Consider the following 11,872-nt stretch of genomic DNA (forward strand, 5'->3'; position numbering starts at 1 on the left):
ATGCTATGAGGATCGGGTTGGTGACCCCGGCGGGGCCCCGATCGCGGGCGGGCAATCGAGCCACTGCCACACGCTGGGCGCGACTGCTGCGCACGGCCGGGCATCAGGTGAGCGTGCTCGAGCAATGGCGGCCTGGCGATGCGCCGTTCGACGTCATGCTCGCGCTCCATGCCTGGCGCAGCGCCCCAAGCATTACCGCCTTTGCCGAGCGATATCCCGCGCGGGCGCTGATCGTCGTACTGACCGGCACCGATATCTATCAGTTCCAGCACAGTGACCCGGCGGTCACCGTCGCCAGTCTCGACCGGGCGGATGCGCTCATCGGTCTGCATGATCATGTCGGCCGGGATATTCCCGCGCGTTTCCGTACCATCCTGCACACGGTGCGCCAATCGGCGACGCCTCTTCCGGCGAGTTACCGCGGTCCGGTCCGTCGCCGTTTCGAGCTCTGTGTGGTCGGCCACCTGCGCGACGAAAAGGATAGCCTGCGAGCGGCGCTGGCCGCACGCAGCCTGCCCGTCGGGTCCCGGGTCCACGTCCTGCAGGCCGGTCGTGCCCATACGCCGGACTGGGCCGCGGCTGCAGAGGCGGAAATGGCGGCTAATCCGCGCTACACCTGGTATGGCGAGATCGGCCAGGGCGCGATCCGACGCCTCTACGCGCGAAGTCGCGCCATGATCATAAGCTCGGTGATGGAGGGCGGTGCGAATGTCGTCTCCGAGGCCTGTGTCGCGGGTCTGCCGATTCTCGCCAGTCATATCCCGGGGAATACCGGACTGCTCGGCGATGACTACCCCGGACTCTACCCGGTCGGAGACACCGCGGCACTGAGCCGGCTGATGCGCCGAATAGAGCATGACCCCGATCACCTCGCCACGCTTGCGGCGCATTGCCGGGCACTCGCCCCACGCTTCACGCCCGATGCCGAGCGCAAAGCGCTGTCGCGGGTGATTGCCGGCGTCATGGATTGAGCTGAATCGGTTCAAGGGCGTCGCCCTGCGCATCGACATGACCGATAACCGCCGTGCGGTGATAGCCGAGCGCCTTGAGTTCACTCACGCAGGCCTGCGCCTGATCGGCGGGGATGCTCGCCAGCAGACCGCCAGCGGTCTGCGGATCGAAGACCAGCGGATAGCGGGGGTGATCAATCACTGTCTCGGGATTGCGGATGGCCCGCCGCAGCCGGACATTGGCGGGCTGCAATGAGCTGAGGATGCCGGCGGCGACGGTCTCCTCCGCGCCCTCGAGGATCGGCAGCGCGGAGAGTTCGAGAGTGGCATCCACCGCCGATGGCCGGGTCATTTCCACCAGATGGCCGAGCAGTCCGAAACCGGTCAGGTCGGTGCAGGCGTTGGCGCCGCGCCGGTGCAGGCACTCGGCGGCCAGGCGGTTGGAGTGGCGCATCGACTGCAGCGCCTCATCGATCCACCGCCCCCGGGTGGCGAGGCGGGCATGGGCGGCGAACAGCGTGCCGGTGCCGATCGGTTTGGTAAGCACGAGGACATCTCCGGCCTGCATGCCGCCTTTGCGCATGATCCGACCTGGCTCGTCATCGATCAGTCCGTTGACCGCGAACCCCAGAGCAAGCTCGCGCCCTTCCCCGGTATGGCCGCCGACAAGGGCGCAGCCGGCGTCATTGAGGATATCAAGAGCGCCCGCCATCAGTTGATAGACAGTGTCTTCGACCTTCGCCTCAAGGCCCTGGGGGACCGTAGCGACCGCGGTGGCGGTCTGCGCCTCGGCGCCCATGGCGAAGATGTCGCCAAGCGCATGATTGGCCGCCACCTGACCAAAGACATAGGGGTCGTCGACGAACGCCCGGAAGAAATCAACGGTATGCACCATCGCCTTACCCGGAGGGACGCGCACAACGGCGGCATCGTCCGGGGCATGGAGGCCGATCAGCACATCATCGCGGGCAACGGGCTGCAGGGCGCCCAGCGCATTCGACAGCGTTGAGGCGCCGACTTTGGCGCCACACCCGCCGCAGCGCATCGCGACCGCCGAGATCGCCTGCCGGGCTTCCTCGCCTTCCAGCGGCACGCGCGGGCGCGGTCCCGTCGAGCCGCGCTCCTCCATGGCGGGCAGGTCATTGAAGCGCGCAATGAAGCGCCGATCGATCCAGTCCTTATAGCGCCAGAGCGCTCGACCCTCGGCACCGAACGGCCCGCGCGACGCCACCGCGTACTGATCGCCGGTGCTGATCAGGGCGAGCCAGTGGCGTTGGGGTCGATAGGGAACTGGCTCGCGGTCCATCAGCGAGAGTCGCAGGTTGCGGGCAAGCGGACGCCCCTGGCGCACGGCAAAGACACCCGCCTTCTCGCGCGGGTGATTGACCATGCTGGCGATGTCGCCGGCGGCGAATACATTGGCGTCGGTAACGGTCTGGAGGGTATCAGTGACCTGAATAAAGCCGCTGTCGTCCAGTGCGAGTCCCGTGTCCCGCAGCCAGTCAGCGCCACCTGCCCGGGTCACCCAGACCACTTCGTCGGCCGCATGATGCTGACCGTCGAGGGTGCTGAGTCCGGTGGCGTCCACTCCCGTGACTTCAGCATTGCAGTGGACGGCGATACCGCGCTCGGCGAGGACACGAGTGAAGCGCTGGCGAACGTTCGGGGCATGCGTGGGGAGTACCGCTCCGCCGCGCGTGAACAGCGTGAACGCGAGGAGATCAGGGTCACAGCCTAGTGCCTGTAGCTCGTTGCGCAGCCGGTGGTGCATGGCCAGCAACAGTTCGACCCCACCCGCACCGCCTCCCACCACGGCGATATGCATGGGGCCGGGGTTGGTGCGCACCCGCTCAAGCAGTGCCAGCCAGCGATCGTTGAAGCGGTGGATTGGTTTGACGGCAACGGCATGATCCGCCGCACCGGCGCTATCGGTAACCCGGGGCGTTGATCCGATGTTGATCGACAGCCGATCGTAGGGGACGGCAGGGCGGTCGCTGCATAGGACGCGGCGGCCTTCGCGATCCACGCCAATCGCCTCGGTGCGCAAGAATCGGGCACCGGCAAATTCGGCCAGTCGGCGTAAGTCGATATGGACGTCATCGTAGCTGTAGTGCCCGGCGACATACCCGGGGAGCATGCCCGAGTAGGGGGTGTGGGTGTCGCGGCAGATCAGCGTCAGGCGTACGCCGGGTACCGGCTTCATGCCAAAGCGCCGCAGCACTCCGACATGGCTGTGGCCGCCGCCGATGAGGATGATGTCCCGGAGGACGGGTTGTGTGGAATCCTGCATGGGTCGTCCTTGCTCAGGCGGCCAGGCCGCTGGCCTTCAGCAGCGGTTCGATGCTCGGCGCCCGGCCGCGGAAGTCCCTGAACAGCGTCGCGGCATCCACCGAGCCACCGCGCTCGAGGATGGCTTCGAGAAACGCCCGGCCGGTGACCGGATTGAAGATGCCTTCCTCGGTAAAACGCGCGAAGGCGTCCGCCGACAGCACCTCGGCCCACTTATAGCTGTAGTAACCGGCGGCGTAACCACCGGCAAAGATGTGCGCGAAGCTGTTTGGAAAGCGATTGAAGGCCGGTGGCTGGACGACGGCCACCTGCTCGCGGACTTCGTTGAGCAGGGCAAAGATCCGCTCGCCCCGCTGGCGGTCATGCTCGACGTGCAGGCGCAGGTCAAACAGCGAGAACTCGAGCTGGCGGACCATCTGCATGGCGGCGTGAAAGTTGCGCGCCGCGGTCATGCGCTGGAACAGGGCATCGGGGATCGGCTCGCCGGTTTCATGATGGCGGGCGAACAGATCCAGCGCCTCGCGCTCCCAGCACCAGTTCTCGAGGAACTGGCTGGGCAGCTCCACGGCATCCCAGGCGACGCCGTTGATGCCGGCCACGCTGGCGGCATTCACCCGGGTCAGCATGTGGTGGAGGCCGTGGCCGAACTCATGGAACAGCGTCTCGACCTCGCCATGGGTGATCAGCGCCGGGCGATCCCCCACCGGCGGGGTGAAGTTGCAGGTCAGGAACGCCACCGGTGTCCGGGTCTGGCCGCTGTGATTCATGCGACCCCGGGCCGGGGCCATCCACGCCCCGCCACGCTTGTGCGAACGGGCGTAGAGGTCGGTGTAGAACTGCCCGCGCAGTGCCCCATCCGCGTCGCGGATTTCATAGAAGCGGGCATCCGGGTGCCAGGTGTCGACACCTTCGCGCTCGGCGATGCGCACACCGAACAACCGTTCCACCACCGCGAACAGCCCGGCCATCACCCGGTCGGCCTGAAACCAGGGGCGCAGATCCTCGGGCGACAGGTCAAAGCGCGCCTCGCGCAGCCGCTCGCTGTAATAGCCGACATCCCAGGCCTCCAGCGACGCCAGCCCATCCCGCTCGCGGGCGAAGGCCTGGAGCCCGGCATACTCCTGCTCCGCGACGGGCCTGGCGCGCTCGGCAAGGTCTTCCAGAAAGGCGATCACTTCGGCGGCCGAGTCGGCCATCTTGGGCGCCAGTGACAGGCTGGCATAGTCGCGATAGCCCAGCAGCTCCGCCTGCTCCTGCCGCAGGTCGAGGATCTCGGCCATGATCGGGTGATTGTCCCGCTGGCCGGCCTGCGGGCCGGTATCCGACGCCCGGGTGGTGAACGCCTCGTAGACCTCGCGGCGCAGCCCGCGATCATGGGCATGCGCCAGGACGGCCTGCACGACTGGCATGTCCAGGCTGATGCGCCAGCCCTCGACCCCCGCCTGCTCCGCATTCTGCTTCATGACCCCCAGCGCGCTGTCGGGCAGGCCGGCCAGCTCGTCGGCATCGTCCGTATCGCGGTACCAGGCATCGGTGGCATCCATGAGGTGCTCCTGGAACCGCGATGACAGCTCGGCAAGGCGGGCGGCGATGGCGGTATAGCGCTGCTTGGCACTGTCTTCCAGCGCAACGCCGGCCAGCTCGAAGTCACGCAGGGCATTGTCCACACTCTGGCGCTGATCCTGATCGAGATGCGCGTATTCATCACTGTCGCGCAGCGCCCGGAAGGCGCTGTAGAGCGCCGTGTTCTGCCCCATCTCGGTATGGTAGGCGGATAGCGCCGGCAGGCAGGCGTTGTAGGCCTCGCGCAGCGCCTCGCTGTTCATGACGGCGTTCAGGTGCGACACGGGCGCCCAGATCTGCTCGAGCCGGTCTTCAAGCCGCTCCAGCGGGGCAACCAGGTTGTGCCAGGTGTAAGGCCCGCCATCGCGGGTGATCGCGTCGATGGCGGCGCGGTTGTCGGCCAGCACCTGGTCGACCGCGGGCTGGACATGTTCGGGACGGATCTCCGAGAAACGGGGCAGGCCGGATTCAGCGAGCAATGGGTTGGTCATGGTGATGCCGTTGTGCTCCGTAGGTCAGTGGGGAAGATTCCCCGTTGCGGACAGATCATCAGGGTAGTCGATTCGGCTTGGCCTGTTCGAACCGAATCCTCGCTCGGAAGTTCGATGGTTCCGGCCAGCCGTTGCTTTGTGTCAGTGCCTTGCAATACCGTCTGGGGGACTGCATCCGGGACATGCCATAACAATGAACACTCGATGATCAGCACGAAACGCCTCCGCGCGGCCACGTTTGCTGCCGGACTCGCGCTGGCCTCACTGGTCCTGTTGCTGCCCGGCACCGCTCGCGCGGATGCGTCGGACTCCCCGTCGCTGCTCTCGGTCGATTATTTCAGTCCCCGTGCCTCGTTCGACCGTTTCATCCGCAACACCGACGCGTTGATCGGCCTCCGCGCCGACGGGGCGCCGGTGAGCGAGCAGGTCCCCCGTCTTCGTGCAGCGGCCGGCAGTTTCGATTTTGACGCGACGCCCCATGCCTCATCGACCGCCGAGCAGAGCCGCCGGATCCTGATGGCCCGCGAGATCATCGCGCGTCTGCCCATGCCGCCGCTGGATACGATCCCCGACCGAGCCCGGGTGACGGAGACGGATCTGCGCAGCTGGACCGTTCCCGGGACCCAGCTGCGCATGCGGCGCATGACCGGTACCCGCCACGAGGGGGCATTCAGGTTTGATGCCGCCACCATCGCGGAAATCGATGATCTGTATCGTCGGATCAGCGACAGGCCCAGGCTCGACGGCGTGCCCGATGCCTATCAGCGCTACATCGCCGACGTCGACGCCGGTGCGGGCGCGATGGGGCTGAGTCAGGCATTGATCGCCAGCCGCCTGCATGTCGTTGGCACCACCAGCCCGCGCGACACCATGGAGAGCTTTCTCGGCAACATGACTGACGCTTACCGGGTGGCGCGGACCGCGGCCCGCCAGCTCGACAGCGATCCGCCGCAGATATCCATCGAGGCGGCGCGACGCCAGCAGGCCATCGCCACCGACCAGCTCCAGCAGGCGGTATCGGTCTTTGATCTGTCGGAAGTGCCTGAAGCGCTGCGACGGGATACCGGGATCGAGGCCGCGCTGCTCCTCAAGGAGATCCTCGACCGGATCCCGCTACCACGGCCGGAGACGATACCCGACGCAATCGATCTGGCCGGGCTGCCCGCCGGGGCGGATTACGACTGGCGAATACCGGGCACGCAGATTCGGATCGAGCGCATGCAGTCGGGCCCCCACGCCGGAAGCTTCCTGTTCGATGCCAATACGGTCAGCATTCTGCGGGACAGCTACGCGGCGCTGCGTGACCTTGAGTACCGTGATCCGACGGCCCTTGCCCTCGCGGCCTTTCCCGCGGCCGGGATCACGCCGGGATTCTATGATTTCTACATCACGGGTCCGGGTTATCTGGTGCCCGGCGCCCATCCGCTGGGCGCCATCGTCGACCGACTGCCCGACTGGTCCGAGCGGGTGATCATGGATCAAACCGTCTGGCAGTGGGGCGGATCCGTGGTGACGCTGGCGGTCCTGGTCCTTGCCATCTGGCTTGCGTTTCGCGTCATCGACTGGCCTGCCCGGCACCACCCGGACAGTGGAATCGCCGCCTGGATGGCGATTGCCGCCCCGCTGCTCGCCGCTTTCCTGACCCACCGCACGACCCTTTTCATCGATTACGACCTGAATTTCAGCGGCACGATGCTCGAATATCTGCTGTTCGCATCGGGGCTGGCTGAGCTGGGCTTGCTTGTCTGGGCGGTCTGGCGTCTGTCCAGCGCGTTCGCCACGACAATACTGGCGTCGTCGGCCCTGTCGAATCGCGGTTTCGATGCCAGCCTGGTCCGGCTGCTGTCCGGGATCCTCGGCGTGGCCGCAAGCATTGGCGTCGCCTCCTTTGGACTCGGGCGACTGGGCGTGGATGTGGTGCCGTTGCTGGCCGGTCTGGGGGTGGGCGGTCTGGCCGTGGCGCTGGCGGCCCGGCCGACGCTGGAAAACCTCATCGGTGGGCTGATCCTGTTCAGCGACAAGCCGGTGCGTGTTGGCGACTTCTGCACCTTCGGGGACATGAGTGGCACGGTCGAAGGGGTCGGCATCCGGTCGACCCAGATCCGCGCCCTCAACCGGGCGCTGATCTCGGTGCCCAATGCGAAGTTCGTTGATATGGAAATCGTCAACTGGGCGCGATGCGACGCCATGCTGATCGAACAGACCCTCAGGCTGCGTTGCGAGACCTCGGCCGATCAGCTTCGCCACGTCCTCATCGGCATTCGCGAAATGCTGCACGGCCACCCTCGGATCGAGGAGTCCACGATCCGTGTCCGCTTTGCGGGCTATGGCGAATCCTCGCTCGATGTCAGCGTGCGCATTTATGCACTCACCCGCGACTGGAACGAGTATCACGCCATTCGCGAGGACGTGAACTTCCACATCAAGCGGATCGTCGAGGCTTCCGGTACCCGTTTCGCGGTTCCCGCCAGCGTCATTTATACCGCTCGGGACAGTGGGCTTTCCCCGGTCTGACCCCTGTCTGATCCCGACTCGCGGTCCTGAGTCATGACTATGTCAAAATGGCGGTCGAGACATTCATCGACAGCAGGAGCCGGCAATGAGCGGCGAGCAATACGACTATGACCTGATCTGCATCGGCGGCGGCAGTGGCGGGATCGCCACCGCGCGGCGTGCGGCCGCCCATGGCGCACGCTGCGCCGTGATCGAGGCGTCGCGGCTGGGGGGCACCTGCGTGAACGTCGGCTGTGTGCCCAAGAAGGTCATGTGGCAGGCCGCGCACAGCCGCGAGGTCATGGCGCGGGCCGCGGATTATGGCTTCAGCGGTGTCGCGCCAAGCCTTGACTGGGGCGCTCTGGTCAATGCCCGCGAGGCCTATATCGAGCGCCTGAACGGCATCTACGACCGCAACCTGGATAACTCCGGCGTGGACCTCATCCGTGGTCAGGCGCGCTTCACCGATCCGCATACCGTTGAGGTGGACGGTCAGTCCTATCGGGCCGAGCGCTTCGTGATCGCCACCGGTGGCACGCCGGGACGGCCCGGCATCCCGGGTGGCGATCTGGGCATAGATTCGGACGGGTTTTTTGAGATGACCGATCGGCCCGAGAAGGTGGCCGTGGTCGGCGCGGGCTATATCGCCGTGGAGCTGGCGGGCGTCCTGCATCAGCTGGGCAGCGACGTGCAGCTGGTGGTGCGACGGGAAAAGCCGCTGCGCGGTTTTGATGCCGCCATTCAGGATGCCTTCGTCGAATCCATCGCGGCGCATGGCCCCACGCTGGTCAATCATTTCACACCGGCGGGGCTGGAGGCCGCCTGGGGCGGCTATACGCTGCATGGAGCCGACGGCCGCACGCTGGAAGGTCTCGATCAGGTGATCTGGGCGGTGGGGCGGTTGCCCAATACCGACGAGCTGGGGCTGGACGCGGCGGGTGTCCGTATGGATGCCGCCGGCACCATCCCGGTGGATGAATGGCAGTCGAGCAATCAGCCGCATATCTTTGCGCTGGGCGATGTCACCGATAATCCCTACCCGCTGACGCCGGTGGCGATTGCCGCCGGCCGGCGCCTGGCCGATCGGGTGTGGGGCGGTCAGCATGAGCGCCGGCTGGAGTATCGGGATGTCCCCACGGTGGTGTTCACGCATCCGCCCATCGGCAGCGTCGGGTTGACCGAGGCCGATGCCCGCGCGGCCCATGGCGATGCGGTGCGCGTCTATGAAACGCGGTTTGTGCCCATGGACTTTGCTCTGGCGCCCGCCGAGGCCAAGCAGCGCAGCACCATGAAGCTGGTCTGCGTGGGCGATGACGAGCGGGTCGTGGGCGTGCACCTGTTCGGAGTCGGCAGCGACGAAATGCTGCAGGGCTTTGCCGTGGCGGTGCGCATGGGCGCCACCAAGCACGACCTGGATGAAACCGTCGCCATCCATCCGACCAGCGCCGAAGAGCTGGTCACCCTGACCTGAGACAGGTGGTGTCGCGATGATTGAGACCTATCAGGGCATTACCCCGCAGGTGGCGGCCTCGGCCTGGATCCATGACAGCGCGGTGGTGATCGGTGATGTGCGGCTCGCGGCGTCGGTGTCGGTCTGGCCGACGGCCGTGCTGCGGGGGGATGTGCACCACATCGACGTGGGCGCGCAGACCAATATCCAGGATGGCGCGATCGTCCATGTAGCCCATGAGGGGCCTTATCAATCCGGTCATCCGGCGATCATCGGTGCGGCCGTCACCGTGGGGCACCGGGCCATCATTCATGCCTGCCACATCGGTGATCGTGTGCTGGTGGGCATGGGCGCGACGGTGCTGGACGGCGCCCATGTCGGGGACGAGGCGATCCTTGGTGCGGGGGCGCTGGTGCCCCCGGGCAAGCAGCTCGAGGGTGGCTATCTGTACCTGGGCAGCCCGGCGCGGGCGGTGCGTGCGCTCGATGATCGCGAGCGCGAACAGCTGGCCTACTCCGCCCGCCATTACGAGTCACTGATGGGGCGTCACCGCGACGGCGGCTGATCGGGCCCGGTCAGGTTGGGGGGCGTGATCGGGTTGGCGGCCAACTGGCGCTGGACAATGCTGGGGGTGATCGCGCAGGTGGCGAGGGTGACCACGGTCATCGCGCCGTAGAGCGCCGGCGGCACAACGCCGGGCCCGTAGCGGCCGGCCTGGTCGACGATCACCATCGCGATCTCGGCCCGGGGCACCATGCTCATGGCGATGACCAGCGCGCTCGACCGCGGTGCCATGAACCGCGCCGGCAGGGCAGTGCCGACCAGCTTGCCGAGGACCGCCGCCAGCAGCAGGATGGCACCCGCACTGAGCGCGCCGGTCAGGGCCTCGGGCTCGAGCTTGAGGCCAATGCCGATGAAAAAGAACGGCGTGAGAAAGTCGTAGAGCACGCGATAACCCCGATCCTGCCGGATCTTTCGCGGTGCCTTGCTGAAGACCAGTCCCGCGAACAGCGCCCCCACCGCCAGCGAAAATCCGAGCATGCCCGCCAGCGCGGCGATCAGGCTGCCCACCGCCACGACGATCAGCATGCGCGTTGGCGAGCGCTCGCGGCGGATGAGCGCCCGGGTCATGGGAGGCTCGACCCAGTGCGCGAAGGCATAGCAGCCTGCGGTGAAGGCGGCGAGGCTTGCCAGCAGGCCGGCGCCGGTGGTGCTCGCCGCCATCCAGTCGACGCCGTTGCCACCGGTCAGGGTCGGGATGATCGCCAGCAGCAGTGCCATCAGCACCACACCGGAGATGTCGTCGAGCTCGGCCACGTCCAGCACCAGCGCACCCTGCTCGCTGCGGAGCGCACCGGCGGCCTGCCACGGCGGCAGGGCGACGCAGATGCTGGTGGCGGTCAGGGCCACGCCGGCGACCAGCGCCGGCACGTTATCAAAACCCGCCCAGCGCGCCGCGTAGTAGCCCACCGCCCCTGAGACCAGCACGCTGATCAGCCAGATCAGGCTGGCGCCGGGGAGTTTGTCGAGGAGTCGTCGGGGGTTGCTGCCCAGCCCCACCCGAAACAGCAGGGCGACCAGCCCCAGGGCGGCAAGCAGGTCGAAGGCCCCCTGCACCGCCGGGCTCAGCAGCGGCACGACGTCGTGGAGCAGCCGTAGCCCCAGGCCGATGAGGATATAGCCCACCAGGGCCGGGATCCTCAAGCGCTCGCAGAGGTGTTTCAGCACGATGGCGAGCAGCGTGACGCCGCCCACCAGCAGCACCAGTAGCGAGTCAGGTGTGGCGCTGGCCTGGATCATCCACGCGGGTCAGGGACGGGTGTCGTTGCGCAGGGTTTCGATCACCGGAGCGGTGCTGGGCCGGATGCGGCGCCAGAGCTCGAAGGCCCCGGCGGCCTGCTCGACGAGCATGCCCAGTCCGTCACGGGTGCGATAGGCGCCATTGGCTTCGGCCCAGCGCAGGAACGGCGTGGGCTCGGCGCCATAGAGCATGTCGAAGGCAGTGGCCCCGTCGCCGACGATACTCGCCGGGAGGTCGGGCACGTCGCCCTCGAGCCCGCTCGAGGTGGCGTTGATGACCACTTCGAAGCGCTCGCCGCTCAGGTCATCGAGCCCGCAGCCCTCGATGCTGCCGGCGTCGGCGAAGGCCCGGGCGAGGGTCTGCGCCCGCTCGGGGGTGCGGTTGGCGATCACCAGAGTGGCCGGGTTCTCGTCGAGCAGCGGCATCAGCACGCCGCCCGCGGCGCCGCCGGCACCGATCAGCAGGATGCGCTTGCCGGCAAGGCCGACGCCCAGGTTGTTGCGCAGGTCGTTGATGAGTCCCTCGCCGTCGGTGTTATCGGCATAGACACTCTCGCCAAAGATCAGGGTGTTGACCGCACCGGCCCGCTCGGCCCGGTCACTGCGCTGGTCGGCCAGCGCCCAGGCCTGTTCCTTGAACGGCACCGTGATGTTGGCGCCATGCGCCCCCTCGGCGCGAAAGGCCGCGATCGCCTCGGCGAGTCCATCGAGTGGTGGTTCGCGCCGGGTGTACTCGATCTGCTGGGCGGTCTCTTCGGCGAACAGCGCGTGGATGCGCGGTGACAGGGAGTGATCGATGGGGTGGCCGAAAACGGCATAGGAATCCATGGGGACCT

Annotated in this window: 8 protein-coding genes; 4 read left to right on the top strand and 4 right to left on the bottom strand. The window is 67.1% G+C overall.

Annotated elements, in window-relative coordinates; all coding sequences use genetic code 11:
• The first annotated feature begins 20 nt into the window (after window positions 1–20).
• On the top strand, window positions 21–971 hold the full coding sequence (senB, locus tag BA899_RS07520; protein WP_235013328.1) for a selenoneine biosynthesis selenosugar synthase SenB: 951 nt from the start codon (window positions 21–23) through the stop codon (window positions 969–971).
• Here senB and selD read toward each other — a convergent pair.
• Both selD and BA899_RS07530 read right to left on the bottom strand, forming a co-directional pair.
• A complete protein-coding gene (gene selD / locus BA899_RS07525; RefSeq protein WP_159300233.1) occupies window positions 961–3,240 on the bottom strand; it encodes a selenide, water dikinase SelD in 2,280 nt (759 codons plus the stop codon). The two genes, senB and selD, sit on opposite strands and share 11 nt — an antisense overlap.
• A 13-nt stretch (window positions 3,241–3,253) precedes the next feature.
• Complete coding sequence (locus BA899_RS07530) at window positions 3,254–5,293, bottom strand: M3 family metallopeptidase (RefSeq protein ID WP_159300234.1); 2,040 nt, start codon at window positions 5,291–5,293, stop codon at window positions 3,254–3,256.
• A 204-nt stretch (window positions 5,294–5,497) separates the two neighbouring features.
• Here BA899_RS07530 and BA899_RS07535 point away from each other — a divergent pair, with 204 nt between their 5' ends.
• The 3 genes from BA899_RS07535 to BA899_RS07545 all read left to right on the top strand — a co-directional run bounded on the left by BA899_RS07535 (window position 5,498) and on the right by BA899_RS07545 (window position 9,801).
• The gene (locus tag BA899_RS07535) at window positions 5,498–7,807 is read left to right on the top strand and encodes a mechanosensitive ion channel family protein (protein ID WP_159300235.1); all 2,310 of its coding nucleotides are present in this window, start codon (window positions 5,498–5,500) and stop codon (window positions 7,805–7,807) included.
• A gap of 85 nt (window positions 7,808–7,892) precedes the next feature.
• Window positions 7,893–9,257: a glutathione-disulfide reductase gene (gene gorA / locus BA899_RS07540; protein WP_110882360.1), complete on the top strand. Its 1,365-nt coding sequence runs from the start codon at window positions 7,893–7,895 to the stop codon at window positions 9,255–9,257.
• Between the two features lie 16 nt (window positions 9,258–9,273).
• Entirely contained in the window at window positions 9,274–9,801 is a 528-nt protein-coding gene (locus BA899_RS07545) for a gamma carbonic anhydrase family protein (protein ID WP_144347065.1), read from the top strand.
• Here BA899_RS07545 and BA899_RS07550 read toward each other — a convergent pair.
• Both BA899_RS07550 and aroE read right to left on the bottom strand, forming a co-directional pair.
• Complete coding sequence (locus tag BA899_RS07550; protein ID WP_159300236.1) at window positions 9,783–11,036, bottom strand: cation:proton antiporter; 1,254 nt, start codon at window positions 11,034–11,036, stop codon at window positions 9,783–9,785. The genes BA899_RS07545 and BA899_RS07550 overlap by 19 nt on opposite strands.
• 9 nt (window positions 11,037–11,045) lie before the next feature.
• The gene (gene aroE / locus BA899_RS07555) at window positions 11,046–11,864 is read right to left on the bottom strand and encodes a shikimate dehydrogenase (RefSeq protein WP_148121576.1); all 819 of its coding nucleotides are present in this window, start codon (window positions 11,862–11,864) and stop codon (window positions 11,046–11,048) included.
• Window positions 11,865–11,872 lie beyond the last annotated feature (8 nt).

Source organism: Spiribacter sp. SSL99, assembly GCF_009805925.1.
GTDB classification, from domain to species: domain Bacteria; phylum Pseudomonadota; class Gammaproteobacteria; order Nitrococcales; family Nitrococcaceae; genus Spiribacter; species Spiribacter roseus.

Excerpts from the sequence above, each read along its gene's own strand:
- selD (WP_159300233.1), bottom strand. The coding sequence starts at position 3,240 with ATGCAGGATTCCACACAACCCGTCCTCCGGGACATCATCCTCATCGGC.
- BA899_RS07530 (WP_159300234.1), bottom strand. The coding sequence starts at position 5,293 with ATGACCAACCCATTGCTCGCTGAATCCGGCCTGCCCCGTTTCTCGGAG.
- BA899_RS07535 (WP_159300235.1), top strand. The coding sequence starts at position 5,498 with ATGATCAGCACGAAACGCCTCCGCGCGGCCACGTTTGCTGCCGGACTC.
- gorA (WP_110882360.1), top strand. The coding sequence starts at position 7,893 with ATGAGCGGCGAGCAATACGACTATGACCTGATCTGCATCGGCGGCGGC.
- BA899_RS07545 (WP_144347065.1), top strand. The coding sequence starts at position 9,274 with ATGATTGAGACCTATCAGGGCATTACCCCGCAGGTGGCGGCCTCGGCC.
- BA899_RS07550 (WP_159300236.1), bottom strand. The coding sequence starts at position 11,036 with ATGATCCAGGCCAGCGCCACACCTGACTCGCTACTGGTGCTGCTGGTG.
- aroE (WP_148121576.1), bottom strand. The coding sequence starts at position 11,864 with ATGGATTCCTATGCCGTTTTCGGCCACCCCATCGATCACTCCCTGTCA.